The following is a 16940-nucleotide window of genomic DNA, read 5'->3' as shown; positions in this document are numbered from 1 at the left end:
AATGAGCGCATCAGATAGCGAAGAGGCAGGCACATTGATAGTGCTGACGGCCGACGCCGATGCCGCAGGCCAGCGGCTCGACCAGTGGTTGGCCGCCCGGCTCGGTCCCGACCTGTCGCGCAGCCGCGTCCAGGCGCTGATCAAGCAGGGGGCCGTGCACGTCGCCGGCAAGCTTGTCGACGAAACCAAACGCAAGCTGGCCGCTGGCGACGAGATCTCGATCGACATGCCCGAGCCCGAGCCGGCCGAGCCAGTGGGCGAGGACATTGCGCTCGACATCCTCTTTGAGGACGAAGAGCTGATCGTCATCAACAAGCCGGCCGGCCTCGTCGTCCATCCCGGCGCCGGCAACTGGACCGGTACGCTGGTCAACGCCCTCATCCATCATTGTGGCGACAGCCTTTCAGGCATCGGCGGCGTCAAGCGGCCGGGCATCGTCCATCGCCTCGACAAAGAGACGTCAGGTGTCATGGTCGTCGCCAAGACCGACCGCGCCCACAAGTCCCTGTCGGAAGCCTTCGCCGACCACGGTCTCACCGGCGACCTCGAACGCGCCTATTCGGCGCTCGTATGGGGCATCCTGCCGCGCATGACCGGCACCATCGACGCTCACCTGGGCCGCCATGCCGACCGCGTCCGCCGCGCCGTAGTGCCGGAGCATCGCGACGATGCCCGCCATGCGGTTACTCACTACACCGTCCAGGAGCGCTTCGGCGAGGACCAGGCCGAGTTCACCACGGCTAGCCTCGTCGAGTGCCGGCTCGAAACCGGCCGCACCCACCAGATCCGCGTCCACATGGCCCATATCGGCCACCCCGTCGTCGGCGATCCCGACTACGGCCAGGCCTTCCGCACCAAGTCCAACCGGCTGCCGGAGCCGCTGAAGTCGGCCGTCCAGGCGTTTCCACGCCAGGCCCTGCACGCCCGCCTCCTTGCATTTCGCCACCCGGTTACCCATCTATTGATGCGGTTCGAGGCGCCGTTGCCTCGCGACATGGGGGAGCTGGTCGAAGGTTTTCGGAATCTCTGAACCCTCGATCAAGAAACTTGACTGGCATTGTTCACTTTGGCGTGACACTCTGTTTCGCGTTGAACAAAAGCTGTCTTTTCTGGTTTTGTTCCTGTATGAAACCCGTGGCGCGGTAGGCAGTCGGCATCCGCGCCTCATGCTCGCCTGGATCAGGGAGCAAATTCTCGTAGAGAGGGAGGGTGCTTTATGGCCCAGTCACTACCCAGTATCGTTTCCGGTGAAGGCGGCCTCAGCCGCTACCTGGAAGAAATCCGTCGCTTTCCGATGCTTCAGCCGCAGGAAGAGTACATGCTCGCCAAGCGGTACAATGAGCATGAAGACACCGGCGCCGCCCACAAATTGGTCACCAGCCATCTGCGTCTCGTGGCAAAGATCGCCATGGGCTATCGCGGTTATGGCCTGCCCATCGGCGAAGTGATCTCGGAAGGCAATGTCGGCCTCATGCAGGCCGTCAAGAAGTTCGAGCCGGAGCGCGGCTTCCGGTTGGCCACATATGCCATGTGGTGGATCAAGGCCTCGATCCAGGAGTACATCCTGCGCTCGTGGAGCCTGGTCAAGATGGGCACCACCGCCAATCAGAAGCGTCTGTTCTTCAACCTGCGCAAGGTCAAGGGCAAGATCCAGGCGCTCGACGATGGTGACCTGAAGCCTGACCAGATCACCGAGATCGCCACCCGGCTGAACGTTTCCGAAGCCGAAGTTGTCTCGATGAACCGCCGCCTCTCGGGCGACGCCTCGCTCAACGCGCCGATCCGCGCGACCGAGGGCGAGTCGGGCGAGTGGCAGGACTGGCTTGTCGACGACCATGACAGCCAGGAAGAGATGCTGATCGAGCAGGACGAACTCGAAAACCGTCGCGGCATGCTGGCGAGCGCCATGTCGGTGCTCAACGACCGCGAGAAGCGTATTTTCGAGGCCCGTCGCCTGGCAGAAGAGCCGTTGACGCTCGAAGAACTGTCGGCCGAGTTCGACATCAGCCGCGAGCGTGTCCGCCAGATCGAGGTCCGCGCCTTCGAGAAGGTGCAGGACGCAGTCAAGGCGGCAGCCAAGAAACAGGCCCAGGCGCTCCGCACCATCGACGCCTGAGATTCCGGCTCGCTGATCGCGCTTCTGAACGCATCTGCAAACGAAAACGCGATCTGAACTGCCTCTATAGCGCCGTGCGTCATCCGTGACGCACGGCGCTTGTGTATTGGCACCCGGCGGGCCACCTATCGGCCGGCCATCTGCCTGCATGGCCTTTCTCCACGGCAGTTTCGGGAACGCCGTTAACAGAGGAATTCCGGCTGGCTGCAGGCCGGTAACCGCATCTCAATGCTTGGCGCATAGCGTCAATCGATGTTCTGGAATGACCTCCGAAAAGCGCTCGTGACGGCAGTGCTGAGCCTGGTGATGCTTGCATCTCTGGGTGCCGGCCCCCTTGGTGCGGCTGAAGCCATGGACATTCGCAGCTCCTGCTGGACATCAGGCAGCTTGTCGGAGGATCTGAGCACAGTGGTCCACTCGTCCGGGCGCTGGACCTGCGGAGACCGGAGCTATTCGCTCGAAGGCGAACGTACGCTGCTGCGTTTTGAAGTCGGACCAACCGATGCCCTTCCCCAATATTTCTTTTCAAGGCGAAGTGCGCTCGCGGCCGTGCATCTGCTGGCGATCGACCGGGATGGCGCGATGCGTCAAACCTCCTTGCCGGCCGGTGAACTGCCTAGCGCTTTGCGTGGCGGCTACTTCAAGGCCCCCCTGCCTGATGTAACCCGAGAAACGGTGCAGGTCGTCGTCGCGATCGATCTGCCGAGCCACCAGATGACGCTGGAGAGAGCCTATCTGTCGCCGTCTGACATCGCTCTCGGCCCGGACCTTGTGCGCTCGCTGATTATCCTGGCCATTCTTGCCGGAATGCTCTCTATGCCGCTCATTTTCAACGCGGCCTTCTACCGGATCCTGCGCGAGCCATTCGTGCTTTGGCATTCCATGCTGACGATCTCCTTGCTGTTGACGATCCTTGTCTCTTCGGGTCTTGCAGCCATTCTCTTCGATCCGCCAGCCATGACGTTGAGCTGGCTGACGACAGTGATCTTCGGCTTCACGGTCGCGTCCGGAGCGATGTTTACACACAGTTTCATCGAACCCGGCCGCTTACATCCGCTCCTGCGGCGGGCGCTGCTCTGGTGCGCCATATGGGCCATGTTTCTCAGCACGTCGCACGCGGCGTTTCCATTCGTCGGGCGCTCGTTTCAGTCCACAGCGTACACCGCAGCTTTTGCGCCGGTGGTCGTCATTTTCATATTGTCGGTTGCCGACGCCCTGCGGCGCGGAAGCCGGGCCGCCAGGTTCCAGGCGGTCGGCTACATACCGGTGATCATGGTTGGACTGGTACGCCTGGTCACGGGTGTGGTACCCGGACTGGAGAGCAACGATGCCATGCTCCTGTTTTATGTGGGCTGCGTATGCGAAGTTCTGTTCACCACGCTCGGCGTGGCAGACCGCTTCATGACGATCAAGCGCCAGCGCGACAGCGCACGCTTCGAAGCCGACATGCTTGAGCGCCTGTCCGAGCGCGACGCGCTGACGGGATTGCTCAACCGGCGGGCAATCGAGCAGAATTTCGAGAGGTTCCGCGCCGAGGGCTACCGCACGCTTGCCGTGCTCGACCTGGACCACTTCAAGGCGATCAACGATGTTCACGGCCACGTGATCGGCGACGCCGTGCTGAAAGCCGTGGCCGAAGCCCTCCAGGCGGACCCGCAGGTTCATGCGTTCCGCCTCGGCGGAGAGGAATTCGTACTGCTTGTACGCGGAGAAGATGCCCAGCTTCATGCCGAGCGTCGACGCCAGGCGATCCCCGCTGTCGTGGCCAATGCCGTTCCAGGCCTTGGACGACCCGTAACTGCAAGCATGGGCATGACGGATGCGTCGCTAAATGCGGATATGGAGTTCGCAAAGCTCTACGAACAGGCCGACAGGCTACTTTACAACGCCAAGCTTGCTGGTCGCAATCGAACCCAGACGGCATTGGCGCAAGGATCGAAGGATGATGCCGAGCCAGTCTTTGATGCCTGGCCGGACCGGGCGACGCGGGTCATGGTGAGCAGCGGCGGATCCGCTCGATAGATCGAGCTTGCCCGTCCCTACCCTTTCCTGACCAGCTTGCCGGCAAGGTCTTCCATGCGCTGAGCCAGACCACCGAGCGCGCCGATGAGCGCCGCGTCGTTCTTGTCGGCCTTGGTCAGCGCGTCGTCGCGCGTCTTACGCAGGGTCTGGACCTCGGTCTCCATGCCCTTGACCCGCTTCTGCAGCTCGTTGAGCTCGTCCATCACCATGATGCCGGCCATCACGGTCAGCCGCTGGTCGCCGATCTCACCGAATGAATCCTTGAGATGCATGACATAGCGGTCGAACCGGCTGGCGAGATCGATCAGATGCTCTTCCTGCCCTTCGTCGCAGGCCATGCGGTATTGCTTGCCGTCGATGGTGACTGTGACTTGCGCCATCTCCACCCTACCTGTCCAGCACCGCGCGGATCGTCTCCATGGCGGTCACGAGCCGCCGCGAGACTTCCTTGTTGGCTTCTTCGAGCCGCTCGGCCCGGGCTTCGGAATTGTCGAGTTCCTGGGCCAATCGCGCACGGTCGGCATTCATACGCTGGACCTCGGCTTCAGCTTCGCCGTAATCCTGCTCATGCTCCAGGCGTGCAGCGGCAGCGCTTTCCAGCGTCTCGATCGCCCTGCCGAGCCGGCCAATGACTTCCTTGAGTGTCGTTTCCCCGGTCATGGTTCCTTTATGGACCCTCGCCCATCACCGAATCGCGCACGTTTCAGAACGCGTTATGCCTGAAACATTAGGCACCGGTTGAACGGGGCGTCAACAAAGCTGTTCGGCCTTTCCCCCGCTAACCGCGCCGGCGTCCGCGATCGAATCCGTCACAAGCGTGACTTGGCGCCGCAAATGCCGCCGAAAACGCACCGATTTGTTGACTCAAGCCCTGTGCCTGCTATGTGTCGCCCCACCTTTCTGGGGCCCCGGCGGCCCCCTTTTCTCGGCTTATGGGAGGGACGATGTCCTCGCGCGAAAAACACGACCGGATGGCCAACGCGATCCGCTTTCTGTCCATTGACGCCGTAGAGAAGGCCAATTCCGGCCATCCCGGCCTGCCCATGGGCGCTGCCGACATCGCCACGGTGCTCTACACCCGCTTCCTCAAGCATGACCCGGCCAACCCGCATTGGCACGACCGCGACCGTTTCGTGCTCTCCGCCGGCCATGGCTCGATGCTGCTCTACTCGGTGCTCTACCTCTCGGGCTACGAGGACATGACCATCGAGCAGATCAAGAATTTCCGCCAGCTCGGCTCGAAGACTGCCGGCCACCCCGAATACGGCCATGCCTCGGGCATCGAGACCACCACTGGCCCGCTCGGCCAGGGTCTCGGCAACGCAGTCGGCATGGCGCTCGCCGAGCGCATCATGAACGCCCAGTTCGGCGATGCGCTGGTCGACCACTACACCTACGTGCTCGCCGGCGACGGCTGCCTGATGGAAGGCATCTCGCAGGAAGCTCTGACGCTTGCCGGCCACCTCAAGCTCAACAAGCTGATCGTTTTCTGGGATCACAACAACATCTCCATCGACGGCCCGATCTCACTGGCCGACTCGACCGACCAGCTGGCGCGCTTCGCCGCTTCGGGCTGGAACACGCTCGCTATCGACGGCCATGATCCGGAAGCGATCGCCGGCGCAATCGAGGCCGCCAAGCGCTCCGACCGTCCGACCCTGATCGCCGCCAAGACCACCATCGGCTTCGGCTCGCCGGCCAAGGCCGGCACCAACAAGGTCCACGGTTCACCACTCGGCGCTGCCGAGGTCGAAGCCACCCGCAAGGCGCTCGGCTGGGAATACCCCGCCTTCGAGATCCCCTCCGACATCCTCGACGCATGGCGCCTCGCCGGCCTGAACTCGGCCAAGAAGCGCAAGGAATGGGAAGGTCGCCTGGCTGAGGCCGGCACCGAAACCCGTGCCGAGTTCGAACGTCGTATGCGCGGCGACCTGCCGGCCGGCTTCGACGCCGCAATCGCCGACTACAAGAAGAAGCTCGCCGTCGACAAGCCGAAGGTCGCCACCCGCAAGTCGTCGGAAATGGCGCTCGAGGTCATCAACGGCATCGTGCCCGAGACGATCGGCGGCTCTGCCGACCTGACCGGCTCGAACAACACCAAGACCAGCCAGACCAAGAACATCGCCCCCGGCGACTATGGCCAGCGCTTCGTCCACTATGGCATCCGCGAACTCGGCATGTGCGCCGCAATGAACGGCATGTCGCTGCATGGCGGCGTCATCCCCTACTCCGGCACCTTCCTGTGCTTCTCCGACTATGCCCGCCCCGCCATGCGCCTGGCCTCGCTGATGGGCATCCGCGTCGGCTTCGTCATGACCCATGATTCCATCGGTCTCGGCGAGGACGGCCCGACCCACCAGCCGGTCGAGCATCTCGCCGCCCTGCGCGCCATTCCCAACCACATCGTCTTCCGCCCGGCGGATGCGACGGAAGCGGCCGAGTGCTGGCAGCTGACGCTCGAAAACCGCACCACGCCGTCGACGCTGGCGCTCACCCGCCAGAATCTGCCTGCGGTGCGCACCGAATACACCGAGGACAATCTCTGCGGCTACGGCGCCTATGAACTGGCCACCGCCAATGGCGAAGCCAAGGTCACCATCTTCGCCACCGGCTCCGAGATCGAGATCGCGCTGAACGCCCGCGACCTGCTGCAGGCCGCCGGCCACCCGACCCGCGTCGTCTCGGTTCCGGCATTCGAGCTGTTCGAGAAGCAGAGCCCCGAGTACCGCACGGCCATCATTGGCAACGCCAAGGTCAAGGTCGCCATCGAGGCCGGCATCCGCATGGGCTGGGACAGCTTCATCGGCACCGACGGTATCTTCATCGGCATGCACGGCTTCGGCGCCAGCGGCCCGATCGAAGATCTCTACAAGCATTTCGGCATTACCGCCGAGGCAGCCGCCGACGCTGCCAAGGCACGGCTTCAGGCTTAAGACGTCCCCCAGGAGGATCAGACATGACCGTTAGAGTTGCCATCAATGGTTTCGGCCGCATCGGCCGCAACATCGTCCGCGCGATCTTTGAATCGGGCCGCAAGGACATCGACGTCGTCGCCATCAACGATCTCGGCCCGGTCGAGACCAATGCTCACCTGCTGCGTTATGACAGCGTGCACGGCCGCTTCCCGCATGAGGTCAAGGTCGATGGCGACCAGATCATCATCGGCTCCGAGAAGTTCAAGGTCACTGCGATCAAGGACCCGGCGCAGCTGCCGTGGAAGGAACTGAACGTCGACATCGTGCTTGAGTGCACCGGCATCTTCACCTCCAAGGAGAAGGCTTCGGCCCACCTCGCAGCCGGCGCCAAACGCGTCATCGTCTCGGCTCCCGCCGACAACGCTGACCTGACGGTCGTCTACGGCGTCAACCACGAGAAGATCACCAAGGATCACATCGTCATCTCCAACGCCTCGTGCACCACCAACTGCCTCGCGCCGGTGGCCAAGGTCCTCAACGACGCCTTCGGCATCGAGAAGGGCTTCATGACGACGGTGCACGCCTACACGGGCGACCAGCCGACCCTCGACACCATGCACAAGGACCTGTACCGCGCCCGCGCAGCGGCGATGTCGATGATCCCGACCTCGACCGGTGCTGCCAAGGCCGTCGGCCTCGTGCTGCCGGAACTCAAGGGAAAGCTCGACGGCGTGTCGATCCGCGTCCCCACCCCGAATGTCTCGGTCATCGACTTCAAGTTCGTGTCCAAGACGACGGTCACCGTGGACGAGGTCAACGCAGTGCTCGTCGCCGCTGCCAACGGTCCGCTCAAGGGTATCCTCGCCTTCACCAATGAGCCGCTGGTCTCCATCGACCTGAACCACAACCCGGCCTCGTCGACCTTCGCGCTCGACCAGACCAAGGTCATCGACGGCAACCTGGTGCGCGTCATGTCCTGGTATGACAACGAGTGGGGCTTCTCCAACCGTATGGCCGACACGGCCGTTGCCATGGGCAAGACCATCGCCTGATCTCGACGCCGTTTCGGCATCGCGAAACGCCCGGCTCCGGCCGGGCGTTTTTGTTTTTGCTGCAGTGCATAAAAATCTTTGGCCCAACTTGGCAAAATCGCATTCTTGCTTGCCGATGGCCTTTTCTTCGCCGCACTCTGAACCGACGCAGCAAAGAGCATGTTCCCGAACCGCAGGTCCGCTTAGCGAAAAGTGGAATCGAGTTTCCGGACGGGATCATGCTCCAGCTAGGATGTTGGAGCCCATTCCGATCTGGTTGGAATGGAACAGGCTCCAAAGCTGCATTGTGGACGGGGCGGGATGGAACAGGCGATATATCTGATCACGCTGGTCGGAACGGCGCTGGTGGTGGCAGCGGCCTTCTCGAGCCTGATCGCCTTCCGCTTCGGCGCCCCCTTGCTGCTGCTCTTCCTCGGCATCGGCCTCGCCAGTGGCGTCGATGGCCTCGGCATCGTCTTCGACAACGCCCACCTCGCCTATTTCGTCGGCTCGATAGCGCTCGCCGTCATCCTGTTCGATTCCGGTTTCGGCACGCCGCTTGGCGTGCTGCGCCTGGCCGGTATGCCGGCGCTGACACTCGCCACCATCGGCGTCGCCATCACCACCGTCATCTTCGGCGTCGCCGCCTATTACCTCACCGGCTTCACCTGGCTGGAATCCTTCCTGCTCGGTGCGGCCGTCGCCTCCACCGACGCGGCCGCCGTGTTCTTCCTGCTCCGCGCCGGCAACATCAACCTGCGCGAACGCGTCCGCTCGACGCTCGAAATCGAGTCCGGCACCAACGACCCGATCGCCATCTTCCTCACCATCACCCTGGTCGAGATCATCGCGCTCGGCGCCAAGCCCGACGCCGACCTCCTGCTCATCGACCTGGTCATCGGCTTCTTCGTCCAGATGATCCTGGGCGCCGCCATCGGCCTGCTCGGCGGCTTCCTCATCGTCAAGCTGGTCGAGCGGCTCAATCTCGATCGCGGGCTCCTGCCCATCTTCGTGCTGACGCTGTCGCTGCTGGTCTTCGCCACCGCCGGCGCCGTCGGTGGCTCGGGCTTCCTCGCCGTCTATCTCGCCGGCCTCGTCGCCGGCAACTCCGACATCCGCGCGGTGTCGACGCTGAAACGCTTCCAGGAGGGCGTGTCCTGGCTCGCCCAGATCATCATGTTTCTGGTGCTCGGCCTCTACGCCACGCCATCGCAGTTTCCCGCTATCCTGGTCACGGCGCTGGTGCTGGGTCTGTTCCTGATGTTCGTCGCCCGACCGGTGGCCGTTTGGCTCTGCCTCATCCCGTTCAAAATCCCGCGCCAGGAAACCGCCTTCATCTCCTGGGTCGGCCTGCGCGGCGCGGTTTCGATCCTGCTTGCCATCACGCCGCTGCTCGGCGGACTGGAAAACGGGCGGGCGATCTTCAACATCGCCTTCATCATCGTCCTGACCTCGCTTGTCATCCAGGGCTGGACGGTCGGCCCGCTGGCCCGCCGCCTCGGCCTCATCGTGCCGCAGCGCTACGGTCCGCTCGACAAGGTCGAGCTCGAGCTTCCGGGCTCGGCCCATCACGAATTGCTCGCCTATCGCGTCGTGCCTGGCAGCCCCGTCGCCAAGGGCCAGCGCATCCCGCGCTGGGCCCGCCCTTCCCTGGTGGTCCGCGAAGGTCGCTCCATGCGCTTCCAGGACATGGGTCGCCTGCAGGCCGGCGACAACGTCTATATCTTCGTGCCCGACCGCTATCCGCGCCTGCTCGACCGGTTGTTTGCCAGCCGCGCCGAGGTCGATGCCGAGGACGAGGATTTCTTCGGCGCTTTCACCGTCGATCAGACCCACCTCGCCGGCGAGCTGGAAGCGGTCTATGGCGCCACCGTCAAGGAAGAGGAGCGCAAGCTCACCATCGCCGACCTCATCAAGCAGCGGCTGCGCGGCCATGTCGAATATGCCGACCGCGTCTCGCTCGGCCTCATCGATCTGATCGTCCGCGACGTCGACGAAAAGGGCCGCATCGTCTCGGTCGGCCTCTCCATCGAGCCCGCCCCACCGCCGCCGCCGGTGCCGGTGTTCCTCAGCGGCGGCGAAATCAGCGACCGCATCCGCCGCTTCTTCGCCAGGCGCAAGGACAAGGCCCCCAAGCAGGAGACCGCAACGACCTCGGAAGGGTTATCCGAGGACGCCTGAGGCGCGTCAGGGACGACGCAGCAAGCTGCACCATCCTCACCCGGCCGGGATGGCCCCAAGCAGCGCCAGCCGCTCCGACCGCGTCCCACGCAGCTCGATAATGTTCGGGCCGTCTTCGAGCAGACCAAGTTCATCGTCGCGGATGATCGCCTTCAGCCGCGCGTCCACCTTGCTGCGCAGCCGGGGAAGCTCAATCGCCACGTCGATCTCATCCGGCCGCGACAGCGGTAGGAAGACCACGAGGTCGAGTGACCCGAGCGCCTTCTCGATCCTGCCGAGCAGCTTGCCGCTCGGCGTCCACTCGAATCCCTCCTGCACTGCGACCACCTCCAGATAGGCGATGAAATCCAGCGGGCAGCGGTCGTAGACAATGTCAGGCGACGCGGTTGAAGCCAGGATCATCCCGCAGCTCTGATCCAGTTGCTCCTCAAGATCGGCCGATGTTGCACCGTCGGCGAATGGCGTGCCTAGCTGTGCCAGCGCCCAATAGGGCTCCTGCTCGTGCTCATAGCCGGGATATGCGGCAATGAAGTCGTCGATGAGGGTCGTCTTGCCGCTGCCGTGCGTGCCGGTGACCGCGATGCGCATGCTTACCCCTTGTTTTCCCGGCGATAGCCGCTCATGGCCGCGACCGGAAGAGCATCCAGCATCAAAATTTCGCCCACGCCCCTGCGCAAACCTTGCATCCGCGCCCGCGATTTGTATGGTCCGCGCGATCTCTCCATCGGAAAGGGAACCCCATGGCCGCCTTCAAGACTCTCGACACCATCGGCAACGTCAGCGGCAAGCGGGTTCTGGTCCGCGTTGACCTCAACGTGCCAGTCGCCGACGGCAAGGTGACGGATGCGACCCGCATCGAGCGCATCGCTCCCACCATCACCGAACTCGCCGACAAGGGCGCCAAGGTCATCTTGCTGGCCCATTTCGGCCGCCCGAAGGAAGGCCCCGATCCGGCCCTGTCGCTCGCGCCCATTGCCAGTGCGACGTCCGAGGTCATCGGCCGCCCGGTCGGCTTTGCCGCCGATTGCATCGGCGAAAAGGCAGCCGCGGCCGTCGGCGCAATGAAAGACGGCGACATCCTGCTCCTCGAGAACACACGCTTCTACAAGGGCGAGGAAAAGAACGACCCCGCCATCACCGAACAGCTGGCAGCCAATGGCGACATCTTCGTTAACGATGCCTTCTCGGCCGCCCACCGGGCGCACGCTTCTACCGAAGGCCTCGCCCGCAAGCTGCCTGCCTATGCCGGACGTACCATGCAGGCCGAGCTCGAGGCGCTGGAAAAGGGCCTCGGAAACCCGGTCAAGCCGGTCGTAGCCATCGTCGGCGGCGCCAAGGTCTCGACCAAGATCGACCTGTTGATGAACCTGGTAAAGAAGGTCGACGCACTCGTCATCGGCGGCGGTATGGCCAACACCTTCCTCGCCGCGCGCGGCACCAATGTCGGCAAGTCGCTGTGCGAGCATGACCTGGCACCCACTGCCAAGCAGATCATGATCGAGGCGGCGCAATCGGGCTGCGCCATCATCCTGCCGTCGGACGGCATAGTTGCTCGCGAGTTCAAGGCGGGCGCCGCCAACGAGGTCGTCGCCATCGATGCCGTGCCTGAAGATGCCATGATCCTCGACGTCGGCCCGAAGACAGTGGCCTCGATCAACGACTGGATCGACCGTGCCGCGACCTTGGTCTGGAACGGCCCGCTCGGCGCCTTCGAGATCGCGCCCTTCGACAAGGCAACCGTCTCGGCGGCCCAGCATGCGGCAGCCCGCACCAAGGCCGGCAAGCTCGTCTCGGTCGCCGGCGGCGGCGATACGGTGGCAGCGCTCAACCATGCCGGCGTTGCCGACGACTTCTCCTACGTCTCCACCGCCGGCGGTGCCTTCCTCGAATGGATGGAAGGCAAGGAACTGCCTGGTGTCGAAGTGCTCAAGGCGTAACGCCGAGCGGGAGACCTCCCTCGCAAGGCGGGGGAGGGCTCTAACCCCAACCCGCCTCGCCCCTCACCTCGCCGCAACCTTCGCCATGGCCCGCCTAAGCCGGCTTGGCGTATTGCTCGGCGCTCATCACCTCGATGCAGACGAAGCGTTCATTGCCCTCGACCCAGGCATCGTGGCCGGGCGGGATGGTGTAGGACGCGCCCTTCACCAGCGTCTTCTGCGTCCCGTCATTCAGCCTCACCGTCAGCGTGCCTGAGACGACATAGCCGACATGCGACACCTGGCAGCTGTCTGTCTTGACCACCGGCTTCACGCATTCCGACCACCGCCATCCCGGCTCCATGTTGAGCCGCCCGAGCGTGAAACCTGCCAGCCGCACCACCTCGACGCGCGTCTTGGCAGGCGAGCGGACCTCATCAGGCTCGTTGTGGGACTTGGTCTCGAATTTGGTGACGTTCATTCCTCCATCGGCCATGGCATCCTCCCATCGTGTCACGCGTGGACACACGCGGAAGGATATATTTTAGCACTTACTTATATAATTGGTAGCAAGCCCCTCGCAGATCAGGCGGGTTCAGCCACTTCAGACGCCAATATGTACTTTCGTACAATCAAAAAACTATAAGTTCATATACTTGCCATCCATGCGAAAACCTCGCTCGTAGCTAAAACGATTGAAATAATTTCAATCGGTTATAGGCTTCCCGACGGCATTCCGTTCGGGAAAACCATCTGCTATGCGCGCCGCATCTGACCAGGAGGTAATTGTATGAGCGAACGTCTCGAAGACATCGCCGTCGCCATGGTGGCGAACGGCAAGGGCATTCTGGCTGCGGACGAAAGCTCCGGCACCATCAAGAAGCGTTTCGACGTCATCGGCGTCGAGTCGACGGCCGACAGCCGCCGCGACTATCGCGAGATGATGTTCCGCACCAAGGAGGCGATGACCAAGTACATCTCCGGCGTCATCCTCTACGACGAGACCATTCGCCAGAACGCTGCCGACGGCACCCCGCTGGTCGAACTCATCAAGGCCGCTGGCGCGATCCCCGGCATCAAGGTCGACGCCGGCGCCAAGGCCATCGTCAACTTCCCGGGCGACACCATCACCGAAGGCCTCGACGGCCTGCGCGAGCGCCTTGCCGACTACTACAAGCTCGGTGCCCGCTTCGCCAAATGGCGCGCCGTGATCGACATCGACACCAGCAAGAACGTGCCGTCGACCTATTCGCTCTCGGCCAACACCCAGGCCCTCGCCCGCTATGCGGCGCTCTGCCAGGAAGCCGGTATCGTACCGATCGTCGAGCCGGAAGTGCTGATGGACGGCGCCCACGACATCGACACCTGTTACGACGTCACCAAGGCGACGCTGGTCAAGCTCTATGACGAGCTCTACGCCGCCCGCGTCGTGCTCGAAGGCACCATCCTGAAGCCGAACATGGTGATCTCCGGCAAGAAGGCCGCCAAGCAGGCCAGCGCCGAAGAAATCGCCGAAAAGACCATCAAGCTGTTCCGCGAGACGGTTCCGGCTGCGGTCCCGGGCATCGCCTTCCTGTCGGGCGGCCAGTCCGACGAAGAGGCAACCGCCAACCTCAACGCCATCAACGCCATCGGCCCGCATCCGTGGAAGCTGACCTTCTCCTACGGCCGTGCGCTGCAGGCAGCGCCGCAGAAGGCATGGTCGGGCAAGGTCGAAAACCTCGCCGCCGGCCAGGCCGCTTTCACCCACCGCGCCCACATGAACCACCTGGCAGCCCTTGGCCAGTGGAAGTCCGCGCTGGAAAAGGCTGCGTAAGCTTCGCCCTCATGGCTTGAAATGAAAAAGCCCCGGAGCGATCCGGGGCTTTTGGTCAAACGGCAACCGGGGCTCAATCAGAACGAACCATTCCGGCTGTCGTCGTGATCGGCGAGCGCGTAGTCCAGAAGTAAAAGAAGGCAGCCAGCAGCGCCGCCAGATATTGCACACACCGAGCACCAGCTGTGCGATATCCAGATTGCCGGACACCCGGCTGCCGGCAGCGGCCAGCAACACAACCACGAACATCCAGAACACCGGGCGCGGCTGATACGCGTCGAAGGCCATATCGCAGGCCTGGCGCGCGGACCACATTCCGGCGACCGAGCCGAGGACCGCACCGATGAGGCGGATCAGCGGCGCATTTGGATCACCAAGCAGCCACTGCGCAGCGGAGACGAGCACCCCCACCGCCAAGGTCACCGCCAGCATGACGACCTATGAGGCAACCACATAGACGACAAGCGCCAGCAACATGGCGCCCAGCGTCTTTGGCCCGAACGCGACGCGGGCAACACCTTCGTCGTGCATGATCTTCCCCCCAGAAGAGCCAAGACCTCACCGGCCGTCAGTCGATTGGTCCCTCATCTATGATATCGGGCATCCTTCCCTCCCGCCAGAACAGCGCGTAGGCCATGCCCACAGCCGTCACGAACTGCGTCGCCACGGCCATCTGCTGTCCCATCGACGGCGCCCCGAATTTGCCCAGCGTCATCGCCCCCAGCACGCCAGTGAACATCCAGAACACCGGCCGCTGTTGATACGGGGTCAGCGTCAGGTCGCACACCGCCTTGGCAATCCACATGCTCGATACCGCGCCGAAGACGGCGGCGATCATCTGCACGACATTCGGCCGGACGCCCATCAACACGAGTGCAAACAGATCAGGAAAGGCATCCTGGGCGACCAGCACCAGACTGACGGCAACGTAGTAGACAAGCGTATAGGTCCCCAGCGCCACCACCATGGCGGCCGCCGTCTGCACCCCTTGTGGGATCTTGATGTCCCCGCCCGCTTCCATGGTCATGTCAGGTCCCGGTCTTCACAAACAGATGCAGGAGGTCGTCAGGCGCGTCGAGATCGGGGTAGGCCGCACCGCTTCGCACGAAACCGTTCGCCTCAAGCACCCGATGCATCGCTGCGTTTCCGATCAGCGTCGTCGCATAAACAGGGGCCGTGCCCCAGGAGGAAAGGGCCTTCTCGGCAAGCATTTGGCCCAGCCCCCGATTTCGATGGCTGGGAGCGACCACGACATAGCCGAACTCGCAGCGGAAGTTTTCGGGATCGAGCACCGAACCGGCCTCGGCGAACTGGTAGGCGCGATAGTCATCGGACGGCGTCTTGATCGCCGAGGTGGCCACGATGCTGTCGCCGTCGGAGATCGTCACCAGCAGCTCCGCCTGCCGCACCTTGTGCGCGAGCCCGTCGGTCGGCACCTGTCCACCCGAAGCCACAAGCGCAGCGAAGGCGGCAAGTTCAGGCTCCGAGAAGGCCTCGGGCCGGTTGGCAAGCAACGTCAGGCCGTCTGGCATGGCGCATCTCCCTGAGCAGCGACGCCGCCACCAAACCACCACGCGCGCCTGCTGCCAAGCGCCCACGCAGGCGGGACCGCAGTCACGCCGACGGACCTAGTCCATGTAGGTGTACGACGCACACATCTCGTCGCTGCTTTCAGGCGGCTCGTCGCCGGTGAACACTGCAACGACCGTCAGGCCCTCGCCGCCAGACCAGGTCGCAAGATAGGAAACGTCGCCCGCCCCGCACAGTCGGTTGCCGTTCTCCAACTCGGGGTCGGACGGCGTCTCGACACTGTAGACCGACGCGTTCACCCGCTGGCCGTCGACGACGAAATGATCGCCCAGCAAAGCCGAAAATTTCAGTCCCTCGCCATTGGCGAAAGTGATGGAGAAATCGTCCATCGTGATGTCGCCGGTGATGCTCTCGGCGGTGGTGCTGAAGGCCCGGTAGCGGTCACCCTCGGCAAGGGCCGGCGCGGCGCTTGCAAGCAAAAAGCCGAAAACGGCTGACAGGACCTGTTTCATTTTTTCCTCATCCCATCTTGAGCGGGTGGCGGCCGCGCCAACCGCGCAGCCGTAGTCTAGTGCCATGCTCACGAAACCCAGAATCGATTCTCGGGAGGGATCATGGACGAATTCAGGGTTTGCAGCACCCTTGCGCGTCCGGGAGGACGCGTGAGCTTACTGGCATTCCGAAACGATGATCTTGCAGTTCGGACAGTCTTCAAGCGCCTTGCTCTCGGCGATCTTCTTGGTCTCGCCAAAGCCGATGCCATAATTGACCCGGTCGCCGGCATAGGCGCCGCATTGCTCGAACCAGACCGCGACTTCGCAAGTGTCGTTGCCCACTGCCTTGCAGGCCGACACAGCGTTGTTTTCGGCTTCCTTCTGCGTCGAACCCCAACCCAGGCCGTAGCCGGCCTCTTCGGCCGACGTGCCCTGCGAGTCGTTGACGGCAATCGCACCGAACGCCAGCGCCGACGTGGCCTGCAAGCCGACGAGCGCGGCGATGATCAGGCCGGTTCTGATTTTCTGAAACATAGATAGTCCCCCAATGCGACGAACCCCAACGGTCCGCCACGCGCCCGGTCTTGCTGGCTTTCCTCCCATGCACGTCCCGCTGCCCGATCGGCCGACAGACGCACAAACGCATGTGATTGTTCTGGCCCTACGGCCGCGGTTGCCGGCTTCAGTCCAAGGCGGCCATCGTGCCAAAGCCAGCCGCCGGCGCAAGCGCAAGACCATGCAAGGTCAAACCACAAAAACTGGCCTTGATTGCTGAAATGCTGGACATGAAATGTTGTCTCATTGCCTGAAATGACAGGTTTTGTCTGTCACGGCAGCCAAAGCCCGACAAGGCCCCAAAGCATATATCCTTCCGCTAAAATGGCCTGTGCGGGCGCTTGGCGTCGCTTGGCTTAATCCG

Annotated in this window: 17 protein-coding genes; 8 read left to right on the top strand and 9 right to left on the bottom strand. The window is 63.3% G+C overall.

The window, feature by feature from the left end; translation table 11 throughout:
- Position 1 precedes the first annotated feature (1 nt).
- From NDO48_RS01305 to NDO48_RS01295, 3 genes are all read left to right on the top strand, one after another.
- Complete coding sequence (locus NDO48_RS01305; protein WP_267320718.1) at positions 2-1030, top strand: RluA family pseudouridine synthase; 1029 nt, start codon at positions 2-4, stop codon at positions 1028-1030.
- Positions 1031-1216: 186 nt separating this feature from the next.
- Positions 1217-2116: an RNA polymerase sigma factor RpoH gene (gene rpoH / locus NDO48_RS01300; RefSeq protein ID WP_026227577.1), complete on the top strand. Its 900-nt coding sequence runs from the start codon at positions 1217-1219 to the stop codon at positions 2114-2116.
- A 252-nt stretch (positions 2117-2368) separates the two neighbouring features.
- On the top strand, positions 2369-4138 hold the full coding sequence (locus tag NDO48_RS01295) for a diguanylate cyclase (protein ID WP_267320717.1): 1770 nt from the start codon (positions 2369-2371) through the stop codon (positions 4136-4138).
- A 17-nt stretch (positions 4139-4155) separates the two neighbouring features.
- Here NDO48_RS01295 and NDO48_RS01290 read toward each other — a convergent pair whose 3' ends face one another.
- Together NDO48_RS01290 and NDO48_RS01285 are read right to left on the bottom strand one after the other, a co-directional pair.
- The gene (locus NDO48_RS01290) at positions 4156-4518 is read right to left on the bottom strand and encodes a cell division protein ZapA (protein ID WP_018429868.1); all 363 of its coding nucleotides are present in this window, start codon (positions 4516-4518) and stop codon (positions 4156-4158) included.
- Between the two features lie 7 nt (positions 4519-4525).
- Positions 4526-4798, bottom strand: a complete 273-nt coding sequence (locus NDO48_RS01285) for a DUF4164 domain-containing protein (protein WP_018429869.1) — start codon at positions 4796-4798, stop codon at positions 4526-4528.
- A 284-nt stretch (positions 4799-5082) separates the two neighbouring features.
- On the opposite strand from NDO48_RS01285, the gene tkt reads away from it, so the two are divergent.
- The 3 genes from tkt (at position 5083) to NDO48_RS01270 (ending at position 10265) form a co-directional block, all read left to right on the top strand.
- Positions 5083-7071 (top strand): transketolase, encoded by a 1989-nt coding sequence (tkt, locus tag NDO48_RS01280; protein ID WP_267320716.1) that lies wholly within the window; start codon positions 5083-5085, stop codon positions 7069-7071.
- 23 nt (positions 7072-7094) lie between these two features.
- The gene (gene gap / locus NDO48_RS01275; protein ID WP_018429871.1) at positions 7095-8105 is read left to right on the top strand and encodes a type I glyceraldehyde-3-phosphate dehydrogenase; all 1011 of its coding nucleotides are present in this window, start codon (positions 7095-7097) and stop codon (positions 8103-8105) included.
- 300 nt (positions 8106-8405) lie between these two features.
- Complete coding sequence (locus tag NDO48_RS01270; protein WP_267320715.1) at positions 8406-10265, top strand: potassium/proton antiporter; 1860 nt, start codon at positions 8406-8408, stop codon at positions 10263-10265.
- A gap of 36 nt (positions 10266-10301) precedes the next feature.
- Here the strand turns inward: NDO48_RS01270 and NDO48_RS01265 are convergent, their stop codons facing one another.
- On the bottom strand, positions 10302-10853 hold the full coding sequence (locus NDO48_RS01265; RefSeq protein WP_267320714.1) for an AAA family ATPase: 552 nt from the start codon (positions 10851-10853) through the stop codon (positions 10302-10304).
- Positions 10854-11005: 152 nt separating this feature from the next.
- Between NDO48_RS01265 and NDO48_RS01260 the strand changes: the two genes are divergently transcribed.
- Positions 11006-12202 (top strand): phosphoglycerate kinase, encoded by a 1197-nt coding sequence (locus NDO48_RS01260; RefSeq protein ID WP_267320713.1) that lies wholly within the window; start codon positions 11006-11008, stop codon positions 12200-12202.
- A 94-nt stretch (positions 12203-12296) separates the two neighbouring features.
- Here NDO48_RS01260 and NDO48_RS01255 read toward each other — a convergent pair whose 3' ends face one another.
- Complete coding sequence (locus tag NDO48_RS01255; protein ID WP_026227578.1) at positions 12297-12677, bottom strand: cupin domain-containing protein; 381 nt, start codon at positions 12675-12677, stop codon at positions 12297-12299.
- Positions 12678-12971: 294 nt separating this feature from the next.
- Between NDO48_RS01255 and NDO48_RS01250 the strand changes: the two genes are divergently transcribed.
- The gene (locus NDO48_RS01250) at positions 12972-13997 is read left to right on the top strand and encodes a class I fructose-bisphosphate aldolase (protein ID WP_267320712.1); all 1026 of its coding nucleotides are present in this window, start codon (positions 12972-12974) and stop codon (positions 13995-13997) included.
- A 9-nt stretch (positions 13998-14006) separates the two neighbouring features.
- Here the strand turns inward: NDO48_RS01250 and NDO48_RS01245 are convergent, their stop codons facing one another.
- From NDO48_RS01245 to NDO48_RS01225, 5 genes are all read right to left on the bottom strand, one after another.
- Positions 14007-14429 (bottom strand): hypothetical protein, encoded by a 423-nt coding sequence (locus NDO48_RS01245; RefSeq protein WP_267320711.1) that lies wholly within the window; start codon positions 14427-14429, stop codon positions 14007-14009.
- 136 nt (positions 14430-14565) lie between these two features.
- Positions 14566-15024, bottom strand: coding sequence for a hypothetical protein (locus NDO48_RS01240; RefSeq protein ID WP_267320710.1), 459 nt, complete (start codon positions 15022-15024; stop codon positions 14566-14568).
- A 1-nt stretch (position 15025) separates the two neighbouring features.
- Positions 15026-15529 carry a GNAT family N-acetyltransferase gene (locus NDO48_RS01235; protein ID WP_018429879.1) on the bottom strand — a complete coding sequence of 168 codons (504 nt, stop codon included), beginning with the start codon at positions 15527-15529 and terminating at the stop codon, positions 15026-15028.
- A 96-nt stretch (positions 15530-15625) separates the two neighbouring features.
- Positions 15626-16039: a hypothetical protein gene (locus NDO48_RS01230; RefSeq protein ID WP_018429880.1), complete on the bottom strand. Its 414-nt coding sequence runs from the start codon at positions 16037-16039 to the stop codon at positions 15626-15628.
- 156 nt (positions 16040-16195) lie between these two features.
- Complete coding sequence (locus tag NDO48_RS01225; protein ID WP_267320709.1) at positions 16196-16555, bottom strand: DUF4189 domain-containing protein; 360 nt, start codon at positions 16553-16555, stop codon at positions 16196-16198.
- Positions 16556-16940: the final 385 nt, after the last annotated feature.

Origin of the sequence: Aminobacter sp. MET-1 (genome assembly GCF_026521175.1) — a bacterium.
Taxonomy (GTDB): domain Bacteria; phylum Pseudomonadota; class Alphaproteobacteria; order Rhizobiales; family Rhizobiaceae; genus Aminobacter.
The sequence above is the reverse complement of the archived record's forward strand: the minus strand, read 5'-3'. Positions and strand labels throughout refer to the sequence as shown.